Genomic DNA, 20,980 nt, shown 5'->3' with positions numbered 1-20,980 from the left:
ATGCGCCTCGCCGTGACGCCGCTCCGCCTCGCCGCGTTCGCCGCGGTGTTCGCGTTCCTCGTGATCGTGTTCGGCGCCTTCGTGCGCCTGTCCAACGCGGGCCTGTCGTGTCCGGACTGGCCGACCTGCTACGGCAAGGCGACTTGGCCCGGCCACGAGCAGGACATCGCGCGAGCGAATGAGGCGTTCCCGGATCGCCCGTTCGAGACGCACAAGGCGTGGCGCGAACAGGTCCACCGCATGCTCGCGGGCACGCTCGGCACGCTCGTGTTCGCGCTCGCGCTGGTCGCGGCGTGGCCGCGTCGCGCGCACGTCGCGGCGTTGCTCGCCGCCGCGCTCTCGGCGGCGGTCGGCATCGCGCTCTACATCAAGGGGCTTTACGCCGCTTCCGCGCTGCTGTCCGCGCTCGCGCTCGCGCTGCCGCTCGGCGCGGCGGCGACGCTGCCACGTGCTTGGCCATGGCGCATCGCGGTCGCCGCCTTCGGCGTCGTGATCTTCCAGGCGATGCTCGGCATGTGGACGGTCACGCTGCTGCTCAAGCCGATCGTCGTCATGGGCCACCTGCTCGGCGGCCTGCTCACGTTCTCGCTGCTCGCCGCGGTCGCGCTCGCGCTCGCGGCCCGCGTCGCGCCGGATCACGCGCAGCGGCGGCTGCGACCGATGATCGTCGTCGCGCTGGCTCTGCTGTCGCTGCAGATCGCGCTCGGCGGCTGGACCAGCGCGAACTACGCCGCGCTCGCCTGCGGCGCGGACTTCCCGACCTGTGCCGGCAGCTGGTGGCCGCAGGTCGATTTCCGCGAAGGCTTCGTGCTCTGGCGCGGCATCGGCGTCAACTACGAAGGCGGCGTGCTCGACGCCGCCGCGCGCGCGGCGATCCAGATCGCGCATCGCCTCGGTGCGCTCGTCGTATTCGGCCACGTGCTCGCGACTGCCGTGCTCGCCTGGCGTCGCGGCCTGCGCGCGAACGCGACGCTGGTCGGCGTCCTGCTCTGCACGCAGGTCGCGCTGGGCATCCTGAACGTCAAGCTGCTGCTGCCGTTGCCGGTCGCGACCGCGCACAATGGGGTCGCGGCGCTGCTGCTGTTCTCGCTGATCGCGCTGCTCGTGCGGGTTCTGCCGCACGGCGTGGCTCCCAAAGACTGAAACACGAGGGCGGGAAGGAAGCAACCGCTAAGATCGAAACACGAAGCACACAGAGCACGCGAATAAGGCAAGAGCATTGATCAGGAGAAGTGCTCTTCCTCGGTGTGCTTCGTGTTTCAGGCATTGATCTCCAACCCTACCTCGCGCCCTTCGTATTTCAATCCATTCCTTTCCGAGCAAGAATCGATCCGCCGCCATGCCCCCCGTCGCCCGCCAGTATCTCGAACTGACCAAGCCGCGCGTCGTCGCGCTGATCGTGTTCACGGCGGTGATCGGCATGTTCCTCGCGGTGCCCGGACTGCCGCCGCCGCGGCAGGCGATCGCGGGCATGTTCGGTATCTGGCTCGCGGCCGCGTCGGCCGCCGCGCTCAACCACCTGATCGACCAGCGCATCGACAAGGTGATGGCGCGCACGTCGCACCGGCCGCTGGCGACCGGTGCGCTCACACCGACGCAGGTGCTCGCGTTCGCGCTGATCCTCGGCGCGCTGTCGATGGCGATCCTCATCGCGTTCGTCAACCCGCTCACCGCGGCGCTCACGTTCGCCTCGCTGATCGGCTATGCGGTCGTATACACCGCCTACCTCAAGCGCGCGACGCCGCAGAACATCGTGATCGGCGGTGCCGCCGGCGCCGCGCCGCCCGTACTCGGCTGGGCCGCGGTGAGCGGCAGCGTGCATCCGTACGCGCTGCTGTTGTTCCTCATCATCTTCATCTGGACGCCGCCGCATTTCTGGGCGCTCGCGATCTTCCGCCGCGACGACTACGCGCGCGCGCAGGTGCCGATGCTGCCGGTCACGCACGGCGTGACCTACACGCGCTGGCACGTGCTGTTCTACACCGTGCTGCTCGTCGTCATCACCGTGCTGCCGTACCTGACCGGCATGAGCGGGCTGTTCTACCTCGGCGGCGCGCTCGTGCTCGGCGGCGCGTTCCTCTACTACGCGATCCGCCTGCTCGACCCGCCCGACGAATTCTTCGCGATGCGCGTGTTCAACTATTCCATCGTATACCTGATGGCGTTGTTCGCGTTCCTGCTCGTCGATCACTACCTGCCGGTCGACGCGCTGGCCGATCCCGCGCTCACCTTCCGCCGCGTCGGCTGACCCTTGCGCGCCCCGGTGGGGGCGTGGCTATACTCGGCTTCCTGCGAAGCCTGTCGTACTTCGCGCACGCCGAAGGATAGCCATGCCTGATCGCCGCGAGTTCCTCGTGGCCGCGGGAGTCGCCGCGGCCGGAATGCTGACGTCCCCCCTGCACGCCGCCGGCACGCCGGCCTGGCCCCGCTACCGCGACACGATCGCGATCGACGGCGAAGGTGGGCTCTACCTGTTCGCCCCCGACGCGGATCCGAAGGATACGCCCGGCGAACTCGCTGCCGCGCGCGCGTCCGGCCTCGGCGCGGTGCTGCTCAGCATCGGACCGAACGGCCGCTACTGGAACAACGACGCGCAGTTCGAAAAGATGAAGGCGCAGCTCGCGCGCGTCCGCGACATCGTCGCGAAGAACCCGGCCGCATTCCGCATCATCGGCGAGAAGGCCGACCTCGCCCGCGCGCACGAGGCGCACCAGCTCGGCCTGATCCCGCGCTTCCAGGGCAGCGAGCCGATCGGCGAGGACCTCGACCGCGTGACGCTGTTCCGCCAGCTCGGCATCCGCGTCGTGCAGATCACCCACAATCGGCGCAACCTCGCCGGCGACGGCTGCACCGAACCCGGCAATGCCGGACTCAGCCACCTCGGCCACGCGCTGATCGAGCGGCTCAACACGGACAAGGTCGTGGTCGACCTCGCGCACGGTTCGCAGCGCACGATCGCCGAAGGCATCGCGGCGTCGAAGGCACCGATGCTGATCAGCCACACCGGCTGCCGCGCGCTCGCCGACCTGCCGCGCAACACGGGCGACGCCGAGCTGCGCGCGATGGCCGAGCGCGGTGGCGTCGCCGGCATCATCTTCTGGCCGTACCTGCGCACCGACACGCAACCGATGGCGATCGACGTGATCCGCCACATCGAGCACGCGATCGACGTCTGCGGCGAGGACCACGTCGGCATCGGCACCGACGGCGGCATCGCGCCGACCGAGCGCACGCCGCAATTCGAGAAGGACAACCGCGAGTACATCAAGGCGATGGTCGAGGACGGCATCTTCGAGAAGGGGCGTCCGGCCGATCTGTACATGTTCATCCCCGACCTCAACGTCGCCGACCGCTTCGACGTGCTCGCCGGCATGCTCGCCCGGCGCGGCCACAAGGACGCGCGCATCGAGAAGATCCTCGGCGGCAACTTCGCGCGCGTGCTCGGCGAGGTGTGGGCCTGAGGAGGACGCGATGACCGATCGACGGGGTTTCCTGCAGGCGGCGGCGCTCGCCGCGGCGCTCGGCGCGTGGCCGGCGCGTTCGCGCGCCGGCGCACCCGCCCGCTGGCCACGCTACCACGACGCGTTGTCGATCGACGGCGAGGCCGGCCTCGAACTGCTGCGTGCCGACGACGTCGACGCCAAGGCGGTCGCGCGCGAACTCGCGCAGGCGCGCGAATCGGGCCTGTCGGCGATCCTGCTGCAGGTGACGGGCACGGGCGCGGACTTCGAGCAGGCGGTCGGCGACATCATGCGCACGCGCGCGCGCGCCGCCGCACACGCCGACACGTTCCTGATCGTCGAGTCGGCCGCCGACCTGCGCCGCGCGCAGCGCGAGCGCCGCCTCGGCCTGATCCTGCGCTTCCAGGGCGCCGAGCCGGTTGGCAACGACCTCGACCACGTCGCCGCATTCCGCCAGCTCGGCATCCGCGTGATCGAACTCACGCACAACCGACGCAACCTCGTCGGTGACGGTTCGCTCGAACCCGGCAACGCCGGCCTCAGCAACTTCGGCCACGCGCTGGTCGAACGCCTCAACACGGAGCGCATCGTCGTCGACCTCGCGCACGGTTCGCAGCGCACGATGAAGGAAGGCATCGAGGCGTCGAAGGCGCCGGTGATCATCAGCCACAGCGGCTGCCGCGCGCTGTCGGACCTGCCGCGCCTCGTCGGCGACGACGAACTGCGCGCGCTCGCCGCCCGCGGTGGCGTCGTCGGCATCATGTTCTGGCCGTACCTGCGCGCCGAAGGACAGCCGCTCGCGATCGACGTGATCCGCCACATCGAGCACGCGATCGACGTCTGCGGCGAAGACCACGTCGGCATCGGCACCGACGGCGCGATCACCTCGACCGAGCGCACGCCTGCGTTCGAGAAGCAGAACCTCGAACTCATGCGCGACACCGTCGCGCAGGGTGTGTTCGGCCCCGCGCGCAAGGCCGAAGGGCTCTATTTCTTCGTCCCCGACCTCAACGCGCCGGATCGCTTCGCGCTGCTCGCGGCGAAGCTGTCCGAGCGCGGCCATTCCGACGCGCGCATCGAGAAGATCCTCGGCGGCAACTTCGCGCGCGTGTTCACCGACGTGTGGGGCTGAGCCCGGCGGTCGACGCGCGCGGCGACCCACTAGGCTGCGCGCGGGCGCGGGCATACACTGGCCCGAACACGGAGGCGGCCAATGACCTCGATCTACGATTTCAGCGCGAAGACCATCGACGGCGACGAGCAGTCGCTGTCCGCCTACCGCGGCAAGACGATGCTGATCGTCAACGTCGCTTCGAAATGCGGCTTCACGCCGCAGTACACCGGGCTCGAGGCGCTGTACGAGAAGTTCCGCGGCCAGGGCCTCGTCGTGCTCGGCTTCCCGTGCGACCAGTTCGGCCACCAGGAGCCCGGCGACGAGGCGGAGATCAAGAACTTCTGCTCGCTCACCTACGACGTGCAGTTCCCGATGTTCGCCAAGGTCGACGTCAACGGCACGAATGCGCACCCGCTCTACCGCTACCTCAAGAAGGAAGCGAAGGGCCTCCTCGGCAGCGAGGCGATCAAGTGGAACTTCACCAAGTTCCTCGTCGACAAGGAAGGCGAGGTCGTCAAGCGCTACGCGCCGACCGACACGCCCGAAGCGATCGGCAAGGAACTCGCCGGCCGGCTCTGAAGCCCGGCGCAGCGGACGACCGGCGTTCGGTGGAACGCCGGTCGTCGATCCTGCTCAGTACTGCGGCCACAGCTCCGTGTTGCCGCCGACGATGATCGGATAGTTGTAGCCGGCGTTCTTCTGCGCGGCGAACGCGGCGAGCAGTGAATAGCCGACCAGGCCGTAGTACGTCGACGAGTAGCCGCAGGCCTGCGTGATGTCGTTCTGGTTCGCGGTCGAGAAGAACTTCTCGAGCTTCGTGTACGGCGTCGTCTGCCACGCGCCCGGCAGCTGATACCACTGCGAATCCGAGGTCAGGCCCCAGTACCACGTCGTGCTGTCCCCTTTCTGGAAATAGCAGGCGAGCGAGGTGGTGCCGGCACTGGCGGCGGGCACGGCCTTTTCCGAACGATCCTTCGCGCTGGCGGGACCCTTGCCTGCCGCGGACGCGAGCGGCGAAGCGGCGAGCGCGACGGCGAGCGCAAGAGCATGAAGCATGTTCATGGGACGACTCCTTCGAGGGTGGAAGCGGCGACGTGCCGGGCGCCGGACGGCGTCGCGCGAGCAATAGTATACATGGCACTACGTATACAATATTACTGAGACGTCAGCGCCCGGCGGGGCCGACGGGGCGGCCCGCGGGCGGGGTGGCCGGGGCGCGGGCAAGTAGGCACGCGCCCGGCCGCGATGGTATGTATGCGCATCGCCGCTTCCCCGGATGACCATGCCCGCCGCGCCCGCCCCGATGCTTCGCCGCGACGAAGTCCGCACGCTCACGCTCGCCGCACTCGGCGGCGCGCTCGAGTTCTACGACTTCATCATCTTCGTGTTCTTCACGGCGACGATCGGCCAGCTGTTCTTCCCGCCCGACACGCCGGACTGGCTGCGCCAGCTGCAGACCTTCGGCCTGTTCGCCGCGGGTTACCTCGCGCGACCGCTGGGCGGCATCCTCATGGCGCACTACGGTGACCGCGACGGGCGCAAGCGCATGTTCATGCTGAGCGTGCTGCTGATGGCGTTGCCGACACTCGCGATCGGCCTGCTGCCGACCTGGGCGTCGATCGGCGTCGCCGCGCCGATCGCGCTGCTGCTGCTGCGCATCCTGCAGGGCGCCGCGGTCGGCGGCGAGGTGCCGGGCGCATGGACGTTCGTCGCCGAGCACGTGCACGAACGCCGCATCGGCTTCGCTTGCGGCACGCTCACTGCCGGCCTCACCGCGGGCATCCTGCTCGGTTCGCTGATCGCGACCGCGGTCAACACGCATTTCGACGCGGCCGAACTGCTCGCCTGGGGCTGGCGCGTGCCGTTCCTCGTCGGCGGCGTATTCGGCCTGTGCGCGGTGTTCCTGCGCCGCCTGCTCGAAGAGACGCCGGTGTTCGAGGAGCTGCGCCGTCGGCGCGAACTCGTGCGCGGCCTGCCGCTCAAGGTCGTGCTCGCCGGGCACGGCCGCGCCGTCGTGCTGTCGATGCTGCTGACCTGGCTGCTCACTGCGGCCATCGTCGTGCTGATCCTCATGACGCCGACCCTGATCCAGAAGTTGTACGCGATCCCGGCGCCGCGCGCGCTCGCCGCGAACAGCGTCGCGACGTTCGCGCTGACGCTCGGCTGCATCGCGTTCGGCCTGCTCGCCGACCGCCTCGGCGCGGCGCGGGCGCTCGGCCTCGGCTGCGCGCTGCTGCTCGCGACCACCTTGCTGTTCTACTTCGGCCTCGCGCAGGCTCCCGACCGCTTGTACCTGCTGTACGGCGCGACCGGCTTCTGCGTCGGCGTGGTCGGCGTGATCCCGGTGCTGCTGGTGCAGGCGTTCCCGCCCGCGGTGCGCTACTCGGGCGTGTCGTTCGCCTACAACGTCGCCTACGCGGTCTTCGGCGGCCTCACCCCGCTCGTCGTCACCATGCTCATGAAGGACGCGCCGCTCGCGCCGGCCTGGTACGTCGCGGCGCTGTGCCTGCTCGGCGTCGTGCTCGCCTTCGTGCCGATGCGCGCGGCGCGCACAATGGAACATTGATGCGGAAGTGAGGCGCGCAGCACGTGCCGTCGGCACGGCTTCGCCTAGACTGCGGCGATCGCCCGACCGATGGCCGCCCGATGCGCACCGACCGCCGTTGCCTGTCGTTGCTCCTGACCGTCCTGCTGTGCGGATCGCCGATGGCGTCCGCGGTCGAACGCGTCAGCGTCGCCTCCGGCGCGTGGAGCGAACCCGCGACCTGGGGCGGAGCGGCTCCGCTCGAGGGCGACTCGGTCACGATCGGCGCCGGCACGGACGTCGTGTTCGACGTCGCGAGCCGGCGCGTGCATGGCCTGCATGTACGCGCGGGCGGCACGCTGCGCTACGCCGCCGACCACGGTGGCATGCTCGAGAGCGACGCCAACGTCGTCGTCGAAGGTCGCCTCGTGATGCGGCCCGCGAGTCCCGCGGTGGACCAGGTGCTGCGTTTCGTCGACGTCGACGAGGCGGCCTTCGTCGGCGGCGGCATGATGCCGCTCGCGAGCGACGTCGGCCTGTGGGTGATGGGGCCGGGCCAGCTCGACCTCGTCGGCAGCCCGCGCAGCGGCTGGCTGCGCTTGCAGGGCGGCCTCGCTCAGGGCGCGACGAGCGCGACGCTCGAATCGGCACCGGTCGGCTGGCAGGCCGGCGATGCGATCAGCATCGCGCCGACCGAATCGCCGACGGTCGGCGCGGCGAGCGTCGAGGGCTTCGACGAAGCGACCTTGAGCGGCGTCGCCGGCAGCACGATCCACTGGGACGTCGCGACCGCGCGCGCGCATCCGCAGATCGACGGCCGCTGGACTGCCGAAGTGATCAACCTCACGCGCAACGTGCGCATCGAAGGCACGCCGAGCGGGCGCGCGCACGTGTTCGTGCATGCGTGGCACCCGCAGACGATTGCGTACGTGCAGATCCGCTACATGGGGCCGCGCCAGCCGGGCGAGGACGCGACCGTGCCCGTGCTCGGCCGCTACGGCCTGCATTTCCACCATTCGCAGGACGGCAGCCGCGGCTCGCAGGTGTTCGGCACGGTCGTGCGCGACGGTGGTTCGCACGCGTTCGTGCCGCACCTCAGCCACGGCATCACGTTCCACGACACGGTCGCCTATTCGACCGCCGACGAAGCCTACTGGTGGGACCTCGCCGCGCCCGACGCGCGCGGCGACGAGACGCACGACACCGTCTACGACCATGCGATCGCGGCACGCATCTTCTCCGAGCCGGTATACCGCGGCTTCCGCCTCAACGGCTTCACGCTCGCGCAAGGGATGCGCAACGTCGTGCGCGATTCGGTCGCGGTCGGCGTGCAAGGCAACGTCGACGCGTCCGGCTTCGACTGGCCGGAAAGCAGCGGCGCGAGCCAGGAACACGGCGTGTGGGATTTCTCGCACGGCAACATCGCGCACAACAACGCGCGCCACGGCCTGTTCGTCTGGCAGAACGACAATGAGCCGCACGTGCTCGCCGACTTCGCCGCGTACCACAACGGCGGCGCCGGCCTTGCGCACGGCGCCTACGGCAACGCCTACCACTACCTCGACGCGCGCCTGTACGGCAACGCCGAAGGTGCTTTGCGCCTGCAGGCGGTGTCGGCCGACGGCGCGACCGTGCGCTTCGACGACGTCGTGTTCGACGGCGCCGGCATCGTCGACTACCTGATCCAGTCCGACGACCACACGTTCGACGGCACGCAGGGACCGACCGTGTTCCGCCACGCGACACTGCGCGGCGCGCGCATCGCGGCGTTGCGCATCGGCAGCAGCGCGAATGTGAATCCGGATGCGCTCGACTTCGAGTACCCGTTGCTGCAGACGCCGTCCGACGTGGGCTTCAGCGCAGACGCGCCACCCGGCAACGTCGTGCGCATCGACGATGGCCAGACGGCGGTGCGCATCACGCGCGACGGGCGCACGACGATCGCGCCGTTCGCCGCGCCGGCGGGCGAGCACAGCCTGCCGCAGTCCTCGTTGCTCGTGCCGCTCGGCGGCACCGCGCTCGCTGGTTCGGTCACGCTCGACGCGCGCGCCTACGACGACACTGGCGTCGCGCGCCTCGATCTCTACGTCGACAACATCCGGCGCGCGAGCGCGGACACTGCGCCGTACCAGTTCGCATTGACGACGGCGCCGCTCGGCGCGGGCTATCGTTTGTTCCGGCTCGCCGCGACCGACGTCGCCGGCAAGGTCAACTGGTCCAACATCGTCAGCTACCGCATCGACGACGGCGGCGCGCCGCAACCGCCGCAACCGCCCGGCGATGACGTCGACGCGCCGACCGTGCACCTGCTCACGCCGGCGAAGAACCAGGTGCTGAGCGGCATCGCCACTGTCACCGCGGATGCGCACGACGACTTCGGCGTCTCGCGCGTCGAGTTCCGCGTCGCGGGAAACCTCGTCGGTACCGACACGAGCCTGCCGTACCGGCTCGACTGGGACACGCAGACGGTTGCCAACGGACTCTACGACGTCAGCGCGACCGCGTACGACTATTCGGGCCACCACACCGAGGACGTCGTCGGCGACGTCTCGGTCGCCAACGCGATCGAACGCGACCACATCTTCGCGAACGGCTGGGAGTGAGCCTGCGCGGTCGCTACGACCGCGTTCCAAATGGCGCGCGAATGCACCGCTGAGGCGGCGCGCATGCGGGTGGGGCGGCATCGGCGCAGGGTGCGGCGTCCGTTGCCGCCGACTGGGGTCCGCCATGCATCGCCCGCATCCGATCGCCTGCGCGATCCCCGCCTTCATCCTTTCATCCGCTTCCGCGATCGCCGGCGGCTCGTTCCAGCGCAGTGGCGACATGGCGACGCCGCGCGCGTCCTACGGCACCGCGCTGCTGCCCGACGGCCGCGTGCTGTTCACCGGCGGCATCGCCGACTTCGGCGTGCATCTGATCCAGGCCGAGTTGTACGACCCCGCGAGCGACGCATTCGTGGCGACCGGATCGATGACCCAGACGCGCATGCGACCGACCGTCGCCGCACTCGCCGACGGGCGCGTGCTCGTGCTCGGCGGGCGCAGCGGCACGAGCGGCGACGCGCTCGCGACGGCCGAGCTCTACGATCCCGCGACCGGCCAGTTCAGCGGGACCGGCTCGATGGCCGGCCCGCGCTACGTCGCGAGCGCGACCCTGCTCGAGGACGGCCGAGTGCTCGTCGCCGGCGGCCTCACCGCGCGCGACGTGCTCGCGAGCGCCGAACTGTACGACCCGGCGACAGGCACGTTCAGCGCGACCGGCGCACTCGTCGAGGCGCGCATCCAGCCGCTCGCGCTGCGCCTCGCCGACGGTCGCGTGCTCATCGCGGGCGGCGACGGCGTCGGCGGGCCGCTCGCGAGCGCCGAACTCTACGATCCGCTGACCGGCACGTTCGCATCGACCGGCGACCTGCCCGAACCGCGCGAAGTGCAATCGTTCGTGCGCCTCGCCGACGGTCGCGTGCTCATGGCCGGCGGCAGCGACGGCGGCTACGGCGGCGGCTTCCCGATCTACTACCCGGGCGCAGCCGTCTACGATCCGGCGACCGCCACGTTCACGCCCGCGGGCACGCTCGCGCACGCGCGCGAGATGCAGGCCGCGGCGCGCCTGCCGGATGGTCGCGTGCTCGTCGCGGGCGGCGCGCACCTGGTCGGCGAACCGGGCAGCGTGACGGTCGCGATCGCCGAAGCCTGGGATCCCGCGACCGCGAGCTTCGAGGCGATCGGCCCGATGGTGGTGCCGCGCTACGAGGCGACGCCGGTCACGCTCGCCGACGGCAGCGTCCTGCTCGCGGGCGGCTGGGCGTTCGCGGGCGACACGGTCGGCGACATGCCGACCGTGGCCGCCGAGCGCTTCGTGCCGGAAACCACCGACGCGATCTTCGTCGACGGCTTCGACGGCGCGGCGCGCTGACCGGCGAGCGGGTCCGGGCGCGGCGGTGCGCCGGCCGGCGAAATCATCGGATAATCGGCGCATGAGCGAATCCATGCGCGATGCGATCCTGATCGGCGGCGGCCACAACGGCCTCGTCTGTGCGGCCTACCTCGCACGCGCGGGGCGCACCGTCACCGTGCTCGAACGGCGCGACGTCGTCGGCGGCGCCGCGGTCACCGAGGAATTCCATCCCGGCTTCCGCAACTCGGTCGCCGCCTACACGGTGTCGCTGCTGCAGCCGAAGGTGATCCGCGAGCTCGAACTCGAACGCCACGGCCTGCGCGTCGTGCAGCGCAAGCTCAACAACTTCCTGCCGCTGCCGGACGATGCGGATCCGGCGAAGAACTACCTGATCAGCGGCGCCGGGCGCACGCACGCCGAGGTCGCGAAGTTTTCCAGGCGCGACGCCGAGCGACTGCCCGAGTACGAGCGCCGCCTCGACGCGATCGCCGACGAGTTGCGCGCGCTCGCGCTCGAGGCGCCGCCGAACGTGGTCGAAGGCGGCTGGTTCAAGGCGCTGCCCGAACTGCTGCGCGCGGGCCGGCTCGGCAAGCGCGTGAAGGCGCTCGATGCGGGCCTGCGCACCGACCTGCTCGACCTGTTCGCGATCTCCGCGGCGGAATACCTCGACCGCTTCTTCGAGAGCGAGCCGATCAAGGCCTTGTTCGGTTTCGACGGCGTGGTCGGCAACTATGCGAGTCCATACACGCCGGGCAGCGCCTACGTGCTGCTGCACCACGTGTTCGGCGAGGTCAACGGCGTCAAGGGTGCCTGGGGGCACGCGATCGGCGGCATGGGCGCGATCACCCAGGCGATGGCGAGATCGGCGGCCGCGTCTGGCGTCGAGATCCGTACCGGCAGCGGCGTGCGCGAGATCATCGTCGAGCGCGGTCGCGCGGTCGGCGTCGTCACCGACAAGGGTGAAACGCTGCGCGCGCGCACGATCGTCGCCAACGTCAATCCGAAACTGCTCTACGAGCGCCTGCTCGACCCTGCGGTCGTGCCGGCGCCGGTGCGCGAGCGCATGGCGAACTGGCGCTGCGGCTCGGGCACGTTCCGCATGAACGTCGCGCTGAGCGAGTTGCCGCGCTTCCGCGCCTTGCCCGCGGCGGGTGACCACCTGACCGCCGGCATCATCATCGCGCCGAGCCTCGACTACATGGATCGCGCGTACCTCGATGCGCGCGCTCACGGATGGTCGAAGCAACCGATCGTCGAGATGCTGATTCCCTCGACGCTCGACGATTCGCTCGCGCCGCCGGGCCGCCACGTCGCGAGCCTGTTCTGTCAGCACGTCGCGCCGCAGCTGTCCGACGGCCGTTCGTGGGACGATCATCGCGACGAAGTCGCCGACCTCATGATCGACACGGTCGACCGTTGGGCGCCCGGCTTCAAGGCGTCCGTGCTCGGCCGGCAGATCAAGTCGCCGCTCGACCTCGAGCGCGATTTCGGCCTGCTCGGCGGCGACATCTTCCATGGCGCGCTGTCGCTCAACCAGCTGTTCAGCGCACGCCCGATGCTCGGCTACGCCGACTACCGCGGCGCGCTCGCCGGGCTCTACCTGTGCGGTGCGGGCACGCACCCCGGCGGCGGCGTGACCGGCGCGCCCGGCCACAACGCGGCGCGCGCGATCCTGCACGACCTGCGCTGAGCGATCCCTACGAGGCATGTCGTTGACGCGTATGCGTCGCGGTCCTAGCATCGACCGGACCTCGTGACCGGAGTTGCGCATGAAAGCGATGCTCGCCGTGCTGCTCGCCGCGACCTGCGGCACGTCCGCGTTCGCCGCTGCCGACAAGCCGGTGCAGGCGACCACGAAGGACGCGTTCGAGGCGGTCGCTGCGAATGTCCGTCACGAGATGGACGGCGGTGGCCGCTACTCGTACGTGAAGGCGGCCGAACGCGACAAGGTCGAGCACGGCCTCGCGCAGATGCTGGCGTTGTTCGACAAGGCCGGTTCGGTCGATGCGATGACCGGCGATGACAAGATCGCGCTGTTCAACGCGCAGGAATCGGTCAACGCGGTGCTCGAGCTGCGCGACCGCGACCGCCTCGTCTGCGAACGGGGCGCCGTGCCGGGGTCGCGCATCGTTTCGACCACCTGCCGTACCTACGGCGAGATCGAGGCGCAGCGCGAGGCGAGCCAGAAGCTCATGCAGGAAAAGGTCGCCGGACCGTGCATCTCGCAGCCGTGCAAGGGCGGCTGAGGCGCGACGGCAGGCGCGCATCCATGCCGGTGTGATCGCCGCGCCCGCGGTCTTGACGCCCGCCCGCCGTGGCGCCGGCCGGCCTGCTTCGCAGGCCTTGGGGTTTCCGGCCCGCTTTCGCGTAGAGGGAAGCACCCGGCGTCCCGTGCGCCGTTCCGGAGAGCGATCCATGACCCCGTTCCACCTGCGCAACGTCGTTGCCGCCGCGTTGTGCTGCGCCACGATCGCCGCCGTCGCGGCGCCCGACAGCGGTGACCGCTATCGCGTGACCACGAAGATGCAGATGGCCGGCATGTCGATGCCGGGCAAGCCGGTCGAGGTCTGCACCGCGCATGCCAAACCGGTCAGCGAGCAGGCGATCCCGAAGGACAAGGACTGCGACGTGCAGAACTTCCGCATCGACGGCAGCAAGGCCTCGTACCACATCGTCTGCACCGGCAAGAACGCGATGACCGGCGACGGCGAGATGGAGACGCTGGCGGACGGCTATCGCGGCAGCATGAAGGCACAGGTGCAGGGCCAGCAGATCACGATGAGCTACGAAGGCCAGCGCATCGGCGGCTGCGACTACGCGAGCGAATCGCCCGAGGCGATGGGCAAGGCGATGACCGCGCAGGCGTGCGAGGCGCAGCTCGGTTCGATCCCGGCGTACTCGATGTACGTCGGGCCGAAGGCGGCGTGTCCGACCTACAAGGAGAAGTTCTGCGCGAACGTGAGCCGCACGATGGGGCAGGCCGAGGATCCGGCGCATTTCGCCGAAGCCGATCGCACGTTCGCCGGCATCGCCTGGCAGGCCGTCGAAGCCTGCGGCGGCGGCTCGCGCGCGACGATCCTCGCGAAGACCTGCGCCCGCGCCGAATCCGGCGGCAACCTCGATTTCGTCGGCGACTTCTGTCCGGATCTCGCGCCCAGGCACTGCGCCGACGCCGATCCGAACCGTAGCGGTCGCTTCCTCGTACAGCACTGCGCCGACCGCGCGCGCACGCTCGCCGCGCAGCAATGCGAAGGTCGTGGCTACACCGCGATGCAGTCCTCGCCGTACCGCGCATTCTGCGGCAGCTACGCGACCGAACGCCTGCGCGCGCGCGGCAGCGAGGCGGGCTCGAAGGGCCCGAACGGCAGTCGTTGATGCACGCGTCGCGCACGTTCGCCCGGGCGTGCGCGCTCGTGCTGGGGCTCGCGTGTGCAGGCTCGCGGTCGTCGATGGCGGCGGCGGATGCGCCGACCGACGCCTATCCCGACGTCGCCGCCGCGTACTGGGTCGAACTCGACGGCCGGCCGCTCTGGGCCGGCCGCGCCGACGCGCGGCTGCCGATGGCGAGCCTCGCCAAGCTCATGGCCGTGCTGGTCGCGGTCGAGCAGGGCGATCTCGATGCCTGGGTCGAGGTGTCCGCGGGTGCCGCGGCGGAAACCGGCACGCGCATCGGCTTGCGCCGCGGCGAGCACGTGACGCGGCGCGACCTGTTGCTCGCGGCGATGGTCCGCTCGGCCAACGACGCATGCCGCGCGCTCGCCGACGACGTTGGCGCGGCGGTCGACGCGGGCGACCCGGCCGGTGCATTCGTCGCGCGCATGAACGCGCGCGCGGCGGAACTCGGGCTGTCCGACACGCATTACGCGAATCCGTGCGGACACGACGATCCCGCGCAGCACACGAGCGCGCGCGATCTCGCAGTGCTGTCGCGTGCGGTGCTGGCCGAACCGGTGCTCGCCGACGCCGCGCAACGACGCGAGATCCGTATCGCGACCGCGCGCGGCCGCATCCTGTCGGCGCGTTCGACCAATGCGTTGCTCACCGACCTGCCCGGCGCGCGCGGGCTCAAGACCGGAACGACGCCCGCGGCCGGCCGTTGCCTCGTCGCGATCGTCGAGCGCGACGGGCATCGCGTGCTCGCGGTGCTGCTGCACGCGCCCGAACGCTGGTGGGACAGCGTCGGCCTCGTCGAGCTCGCGTTCGAAACCGTGGCGGCCTCGATCCGCTAGGCGCGCGTGACCTCGCGACGGCTTCCCCGACGCAGCGTGCTCCAGCCCTCCTCTTCGAGCGGAGGGTCGGGTGGGAATGGCGTCGGCGCGCGCGCACCCGTTCCGGGCGACGGCACGCCGACCGCCTCCGCAACGCTTGCGCTGGCGCGCTTCGGCACGCGCACGGGGCTTGCGCTCATCATCCTCGTCGCCGCCGTCCTCGTCGCCTATGCGAACGCCCTCTCGGCCTCGTACCAGTTCGATGATTTCGCGGCGATCCTCGCCCATCCGTCGGCACGCAGCCTCGCCGGCTGGTGGCACGCGTTGCCGGGCATCCGGCCGCTGCTGAAACTCGGCTACGCGCTCACGTTCGATCTCGGCGGCGGCGCCGTCGCGATCCACGCGACCAACATCGCGATCCACGCCGCCAACGCATGCCTGCTGTGGGCGCTGTGGCGGCGCTGGCTGCCTCGGCTCGCGCCTTCACTCGGCCGCGTCGAGGCCGCGGCATGGCTGGCCGCGGTGCTGTTCGCGCTGCATCCCGCGGCGACCGAAGCGGTCACCTATGCGAGCGGTCGCTCGATCTCGCTCGCCGCGACGTTCGTGCTCGCTGCCGTGCTCGCCGACGACGTCGCGCGCGAACGACCGTCGCGTCGCGCGCTCGCGTGGATCGGCCCCGTGCTGTTCGCGCTCGCACTCGCGGTGCGCGAGACCGCGCTGGTGATGCCGGCGATCCCGCTGCTGCGCGCGTGGGCGCGCGGCGATCCGCTGCGCGCGACGCTGCGGTCGCTGTGGCCGTACGCGCTCGTGCTCGCCGCGGCCGCGCTCGCCGCGATCGCGACACCGGGTTACCACGTGTTTTTCGGCGTGAGCCTGTCGACGCGCTCGCTCGCCGGGCAGGCGATGGGTCAGCTCCTCGCGCACGCATACCTGATCACGCATTCGCTCGCGGGCGCCACCAACATCGATCCTGACCTGCGCGTGCCGGCGGCATGGTCGGGGACGCTGAGCGCGAGCCTGCTGCTGCTCGCGACCCTCGTCGCGACGATGCTGGCCGCGCGCCGGCGCCTGCCGTGGCTCGCGTTCGCGATCGGCTGGTACTTCCTGCAGCTCGCACCTGCCAATTCGCTGCTGCCGCGACTCGATCTCGCCAACGATCGCCACGTCTACCTCGCGCTCGCCGGGCCGATGCTCGCGCTTGCGTGCGTGTTCGCTCGTGCCGCGGGAAGGGCGCATGGCCGCGTGCCCGCCGGCGTCGCCGCCTGCATGCTGTGCGCGACGTTCGCGGTCGCGACGTGGAAGCGCAACGCCGACTATCGCAGCGAAGTCGCGCTGTGGCAGGCGACCGTGCGCGATTCACCGCGCAAGGCGCGCGCCTGGCTCAACCTCGGTTATGCCTATCGGCTCGACGGTGACGCGCCGCGCGCCGCGGGTGCTTACCGCTGCGCGCTCGCGCTGGACCCGGCGAATGCACAGGCGCTGATCGACCTCGACCTGGTCGCGCCGGGCGACACGACGCCGGCGACGTGCGCGGCGGCTACGGTCGAGTAGGGCGGCGTGTTACGGCGCCGGCTTCGGCGGCGTCGGCGCGGGGTCGCCGGCCGGCTTGTCGCCACCGCGCGCGAGCTTCTTCTGGCGCTTCTCGTCCTGCTGCTTCTTCTTCGCGAGTTCGCGCTGGCGCTTCTCGAAGTTGTAGTTGGGTTTCATCGCCATCGGCGGGCTCCTTCAAAAAGAAAACCCCGGGCCTCGCGACCCGGGGTTTGCCTGATTCCAACGCACGTGAAGCGGCTTACGCCAGCTGCACCTGATCGGCCTGCATGCCCTTCTGGCCCTGCACGGGAACGAACGTGACGCGCTGACCTTCGGCGAGGGTCTTGAAGCCCGTGCCCTGGATCGCGCGGAAATGCACGAACAGGTCGGGGCCGCTTTCCGGCGTGATGAAGCCGAAACCCTTCGCATCGTTGAACCACTTGACCGTACCGCTCTGGCGATTCGCCATGACTGACTCCTGCTACTCGAAAAAACAATGGAATTCGCGATCCGGGTACATCCCGGGTCGAGACTGAGGTTGGCAAGGAGAAAGCGAGGTGAGGCGATGGAGCGGATCGAATTTCGATCGCTTCAGGTCACGGTTCACAGTGACCCTGACAAACACAGTGGACCCACCATACAGGCAATCGCTCCGCAAAGCGAATCGACGGGCCGCATTCGTTCAGGTTCGCGCCGCCTTGCCGGCGAGCAGGGCGCGCAGTTCCTGCTTTTCCTCGTCCGCGAGCGGCCCCTCGGCCTGCTTGCGCGAGAGGTCGTCGAGGCGCTGCTGCGTGGTCTGCCGTTCGAGCTGGGCGATCGCGTCGACGAACTCCGCGCGCGCCTCGCTCTCGCCGCCGGGGAAGTCGACGATCGCGAGCTTCTGCAGCGATTTCGCTTCTTCGCGCTCGCCGAAATGCTCGAGCAGCGCGCCGGTCGTGAGGCTCGTGCGCGTGCGGCACAGCCCGATGAGCTCGACCAGCAACGGGATGCCGGGCTGGCGCAGCTCCGCGAACGACCACGGCGGTTCGAGCGCGAGCGCGAGCGCCGGGCGCTGCACGAGCAGGGTGATCGCGGCGCGCACGAGCGAGCGTTGCGCAGGTCGCGCGTTGCGCGGCTTCGCCGCCGCGTCGGACGGCGGTGCGGCGACCTGCACGCGCACGCCGGTCGACTTGTCGAGTTCGGCGAGCATGAGATCGCGGAACGCGCCGTCGGGAATCTGCGCGAGCAGCGGCCGCGCGCGCTCGGCGAGACGAGCCCTGCCGTCGAGCGAGCCGAGGTTGACGTCCTTGCCGAGTTCGCCGAAGAAGAACTCGCTCAGCGGCATCGCGTCCTTGAGCCGTTGCTCGAAGCCGGCGAGGCCCTCCTTGCGCACGAGCGTGTCCGGGTCCTCGCCGTCGGGCAGGAACAGGAACAGCGCCTGGCGGCCGTCGCGCATGCGCGGCAGCACCGACTCGACCGCGCGCCAGGCGGCCTGGCGGCCCGCGCGGTCGCCGTCGAAGCAGAAGTAGACGTCGGCGCACTGGCGGAACAGGATCTCGGCGTGATCGCGCGTGGTCGCGGTGCCGAGCGTGGCGACCGCCTGCGGCACGCCGAACTGGTGCAGGCTGATCACGTCCATGTAGCCCTCCACGACGATCAGGCGCGGAATCTTCGCGTGCGCCTCGCGCACCTGCCACAGGCCGAACAGCTCGCGACCCTTGTGGAACAGCGGCGTCTCGGGCGAGTTGAGGTACTTCGGGCCGGTTTCCCCTTTGCGCGCATCCTGCGCGCGACGATCAAGAACCGGCGATCCCTCGCCGGACTCTTCAAATGAAGCACGCACTTCCGGGATGATCCGGCCGCCGAAGGCGATCGTGCGTCCGCGCCGGTCGAGGATCGGGAACATCACGCGGTTGCGGAAGCGGTCGTACTTCGAACCGCGCTCGCCGCTCGTGAGCATGCCCGCCTTCTCGAGCAGCGCGATGCGCTGCGCGCTCGTGCCGAGCGCGTTCTTCAGCGCGTCCCACGCATCGGGCGCGAAGCCGAGGTTGAAGCGCGCGAGCGTCGTCGCGTCGAGGCCGCGGCCGTCGAAGTACGCGCGCGCGCGGTCGTTCGCGTCGAGCTGGCGGCGGAAGAACGCCGCGGCCGCGTCGAGCAGGTTGTAGAGGTCGCTGCTGTCCTCGCGCGGCGCCTCGCGGCCGCCTTCGTACGGCACCTTGAGGCCGATGCGGTTCGCGAGTTCCTCGACCGCGTCGGGAAACTCGAGGCGGTCGTAGTTCATGAGGAAGCCGATCGCGCTGCCGTGCGCGCCGCAGCCGAAGCAGTGGTAGAACTGCTTGGCCGGGCTCACCGTGAACGACGGCGAGCGCTCGTCGTGGAACGGACAGCGCGCCGACCAGTCGCGCCCGGCCTTCTTCAGCGGCACGCGCTCCTGGATCACGTCGACGATGTCGACGCGCGCGAGCAGGTCGTCGATGAATTTTTCGGGGATGCGGCCGGGCATGGGTGCTCAGCATGCCACGCGTGGACGGTGGCCGCCGGGCGATCGCCGGCGCGTCAGCCGTCCTGCGGGATCAGCAGCCACAGGATCAGGTAGACGAGCAGTCCCGGGAATGCGGCGGACACGATCGAGCCGACCACGTAGACGACGCGCAGCCCGGTCGGGTTGAGTCCGAAATGTTCGGCGATGCCGCCCATCACGCCGGCGACGACGCGATTGCGGCGCGAACGGCGCAGCGGCCGTGCATCGGTCATGATCGTGTTCCTCCGCGTCAGCCGCCGAGTTTCTGCTTGACGAGCGCCGAGACCTGGCCCATGTCGGCGCGTCCGGCGACCTGCGGCTTGACCAGGCCGACGACCTTGCCCATGTCCTTCGCGCTCGTCGCGCCCGCGTCGGCGATCGCCTTGGCGACGATCGCGTCGATCTCGGCGGCGGACATCTTCGCGGGCATGTAGGCCTCGATCACGCCCATTTCGTAGCGCTCGACCGCAGCGAGGTCCTCGCGGCCCGCGCCCTCGTACTGCGTGACCGAGTCCTTGCGCTGCTTGAGCATCTTCTCGAGCACGGCGAGCACCTGCGCGTCGTCGAGCACGATGCGTTCGTCGACTTCGCGCTGCTTGATCGCCGCGTTGACGAGGCGGATCACGCCGAGGCGGTCCTTCTCGCCGCCCTTCATCGCGGCCTTCATGTCGTCGGTGAGCTGCTGCTTGAGTGACATCGGATACTCCATGGCCCGGACCGCGGGGGTCAGCGGGCGTCGTTGGTGGCTGCAGGCGCGAGGCGCGCCTGCAGCGAGCGGGTGATCTCGCCGGCGAGGTCCTTCTGCAGGGCGACGACGTCGCCGAGCGGACGGTCGTAGCTCTGCGTCCAGACCACGTGGCCGTCGCCGGCGTGCAGCAGGCGCGCGGCGACGCGGTAGGTCGCATCGGACCGGCGCACGCTGCCGTCGAGCACGTAGTCGACGCGGAGCGCGCGCGCGACGTCGGTGACCGGCAACGATGCTTCCTTGCCGTGCAACGTTTCGGCTGCGCACTGCACGCGCACGCCGGGCAGGACGCCGAGGTCGTCGATGACTTCCTCGGTCATGCCGTCGGCGACGTACTCCTCGTCCATCGCCTGCGAGGTCAGGTCGAGGAACGGCAGCACCGCGATCGACAATGGCGCGGACACGGTCGCGTGTGCACGGAACGTCGCCCACGCGAGCGCGCCCACGAGCACGACCGCGACCGCCGCCGCCGCGCCGACGCGGCGCCAGCGAACACCGCCGCGCGCGACCGACGCCGGAGCGGGCGCGTCGCGCCACGGTTCGACGCGCGCGACCATGCGGTAGCCGAGTCGCGGCACGGTCGCGATGTAGGCCGGCTTCTTCGCGTCGTCGCCGAGCGAGCGTCGCAGCGACGTCACCGCCTGGTAGACCGAGTCGGGCGTGACGACGACGCCGGCCCAGACCTGTTCGAGCAGGTCGTCGATGCGTACGACCTCGCCCGCGCGCGCGGCGAGGTGCACGAGCAGGCGCATGCTGCGCGCCTCGAGGCGCACGCTGCGGCCGTCGCGGGCGATCTCGCCGAGCAGCGGATCGACGCGCCAGTCGCCGACGCGCAATGGGCTGTCCATGGACTCGGGCATGCGTCCGTTTCGGGGTGGCGGGTGACCTTCGATTGTAGCTCGGCGTCGGCGCGCCGCGCCGGCGCGGTGTTTCAGGCTGTTTCAGGATTCTTCAGGCGTTCGTCAGGACTCGCGGTGGTCGTCCGCGGCAGCCTCGCGGTTCCA

The 20,980-nt window shown here is 70.3% G+C and carries 20 protein-coding genes; 13 read left to right on the top strand and 7 right to left on the bottom strand.

Going from position 1 to position 20,980, the window contains the following annotated elements:
- From FHW12_RS06875 to FHW12_RS06855, 5 genes are all read left to right on the top strand, one after another.
- Entirely contained in the window at positions 1–1,143 is a 1,143-nt protein-coding gene (locus tag FHW12_RS06875; RefSeq protein WP_182530275.1) for a COX15/CtaA family protein, read from the top strand.
- Positions 1,144–1,303: 160 nt separating this feature from the next.
- The gene (gene cyoE / locus FHW12_RS06870) at positions 1,304–2,248 is read left to right on the top strand and encodes a heme o synthase (RefSeq protein ID WP_310735207.1); all 945 of its coding nucleotides are present in this window, start codon (positions 1,304–1,306) and stop codon (positions 2,246–2,248) included.
- An 82-nt stretch (positions 2,249–2,330) separates the two neighbouring features.
- Positions 2,331–3,461 carry a dipeptidase gene (locus tag FHW12_RS06865; RefSeq protein WP_182530273.1) on the top strand — a complete coding sequence of 377 codons (1,131 nt, stop codon included), beginning with the start codon at positions 2,331–2,333 and terminating at the stop codon, positions 3,459–3,461.
- Between the two features lie 10 nt (positions 3,462–3,471).
- A complete protein-coding gene (locus FHW12_RS06860; RefSeq protein ID WP_182530272.1) occupies positions 3,472–4,593 on the top strand; it encodes a dipeptidase in 1,122 nt (373 codons plus the stop codon).
- A gap of 81 nt (positions 4,594–4,674) precedes the next feature.
- On the top strand, positions 4,675–5,154 hold the full coding sequence (locus FHW12_RS06855; RefSeq protein ID WP_182530271.1) for a glutathione peroxidase: 480 nt from the start codon (positions 4,675–4,677) through the stop codon (positions 5,152–5,154).
- A gap of 54 nt (positions 5,155–5,208) precedes the next feature.
- Here FHW12_RS06855 and FHW12_RS06850 read toward each other — a convergent pair whose 3' ends face one another.
- Positions 5,209–5,637, bottom strand: coding sequence for a hypothetical protein (locus FHW12_RS06850; protein WP_182530270.1), 429 nt, complete (start codon positions 5,635–5,637; stop codon positions 5,209–5,211).
- A 214-nt stretch (positions 5,638–5,851) separates the two neighbouring features.
- Here FHW12_RS06850 and FHW12_RS06845 point away from each other — a divergent pair, with 214 nt between their 5' ends.
- The 8 genes from FHW12_RS06845 (at position 5,852) to FHW12_RS06810 (ending at position 16,752) form a co-directional block, all read left to right on the top strand.
- A complete protein-coding gene (locus FHW12_RS06845) occupies positions 5,852–7,141 on the top strand; it encodes an MFS transporter (protein WP_182530269.1) in 1,290 nt (429 codons plus the stop codon).
- Between the two features lie 80 nt (positions 7,142–7,221).
- Complete coding sequence (locus tag FHW12_RS06840) at positions 7,222–9,702, top strand: Ig-like domain-containing protein (protein ID WP_182530268.1); 2,481 nt, start codon at positions 7,222–7,224, stop codon at positions 9,700–9,702.
- A gap of 124 nt (positions 9,703–9,826) precedes the next feature.
- Positions 9,827–11,011 carry a Kelch repeat-containing protein gene (locus tag FHW12_RS06835; protein WP_182530267.1) on the top strand — a complete coding sequence of 395 codons (1,185 nt, stop codon included), beginning with the start codon at positions 9,827–9,829 and terminating at the stop codon, positions 11,009–11,011.
- A 61-nt stretch (positions 11,012–11,072) separates the two neighbouring features.
- Positions 11,073–12,683 carry a phytoene desaturase family protein gene (locus FHW12_RS06830; RefSeq protein ID WP_182530266.1) on the top strand — a complete coding sequence of 537 codons (1,611 nt, stop codon included), beginning with the start codon at positions 11,073–11,075 and terminating at the stop codon, positions 12,681–12,683.
- A gap of 79 nt (positions 12,684–12,762) precedes the next feature.
- Positions 12,763–13,239, top strand: coding sequence for a hypothetical protein (locus FHW12_RS06825; RefSeq protein ID WP_182530265.1), 477 nt, complete (start codon positions 12,763–12,765; stop codon positions 13,237–13,239).
- A gap of 169 nt (positions 13,240–13,408) precedes the next feature.
- Positions 13,409–14,368 carry a DUF3617 domain-containing protein gene (locus FHW12_RS06820; RefSeq protein WP_182530264.1) on the top strand — a complete coding sequence of 320 codons (960 nt, stop codon included), beginning with the start codon at positions 13,409–13,411 and terminating at the stop codon, positions 14,366–14,368.
- On the top strand, positions 14,368–15,222 hold the full coding sequence (locus FHW12_RS06815) for a D-alanyl-D-alanine carboxypeptidase family protein (protein ID WP_182530263.1): 855 nt from the start codon (positions 14,368–14,370) through the stop codon (positions 15,220–15,222). Before FHW12_RS06820 ends, FHW12_RS06815 begins: the two co-directional genes overlap by 1 nt.
- Positions 15,223–15,258: 36 nt before the next feature.
- Entirely contained in the window at positions 15,259–16,752 is a 1,494-nt protein-coding gene (locus FHW12_RS06810) for a tetratricopeptide repeat protein (protein WP_182530262.1), read from the top strand.
- Positions 16,753–16,761: 9 nt separating this feature from the next.
- On the opposite strand, the gene FHW12_RS06805 is transcribed toward FHW12_RS06810, so the two are convergent.
- The 6 genes from FHW12_RS06805 to FHW12_RS06780 form a co-directional block, all read right to left on the bottom strand.
- Positions 16,762–16,914 carry a hypothetical protein gene (locus FHW12_RS06805; RefSeq protein WP_182530967.1) on the bottom strand — a complete coding sequence of 51 codons (153 nt, stop codon included), beginning with the start codon at positions 16,912–16,914 and terminating at the stop codon, positions 16,762–16,764.
- A gap of 76 nt (positions 16,915–16,990) precedes the next feature.
- A complete protein-coding gene (locus FHW12_RS06800) occupies positions 16,991–17,200 on the bottom strand; it encodes a cold-shock protein (protein WP_131996022.1) in 210 nt (69 codons plus the stop codon).
- 213 nt (positions 17,201–17,413) lie between these two features.
- Complete coding sequence (locus FHW12_RS06795; protein WP_182530261.1) at positions 17,414–19,213, bottom strand: DNA primase; 1,800 nt, start codon at positions 19,211–19,213, stop codon at positions 17,414–17,416.
- 53 nt (positions 19,214–19,266) lie between these two features.
- Positions 19,267–19,464, bottom strand: coding sequence for a PspC domain-containing protein (locus tag FHW12_RS06790; protein WP_182530260.1), 198 nt, complete (start codon positions 19,462–19,464; stop codon positions 19,267–19,269).
- Between the two features lie 17 nt (positions 19,465–19,481).
- Entirely contained in the window at positions 19,482–19,928 is a 447-nt protein-coding gene (locus FHW12_RS06785; protein ID WP_182530259.1) for a GatB/YqeY domain-containing protein, read from the bottom strand.
- Between the two features lie 29 nt (positions 19,929–19,957).
- Positions 19,958–20,836 (bottom strand): winged helix-turn-helix domain-containing protein, encoded by an 879-nt coding sequence (locus tag FHW12_RS06780; protein ID WP_182530258.1) that lies wholly within the window; start codon positions 20,834–20,836, stop codon positions 19,958–19,960.
- Between the last annotated feature and the right edge of the window lie 144 nt (positions 20,837–20,980).

Source organism: Dokdonella fugitiva, from assembly GCF_014138265.1.
Lineage (GTDB): Bacteria > Pseudomonadota > Gammaproteobacteria > Xanthomonadales > Rhodanobacteraceae > Dokdonella_A > Dokdonella_A fugitiva_A.
Note: the sequence above shows the minus strand (reverse complement) of the source record. Positions and strands in the feature narration are given on the sequence as shown.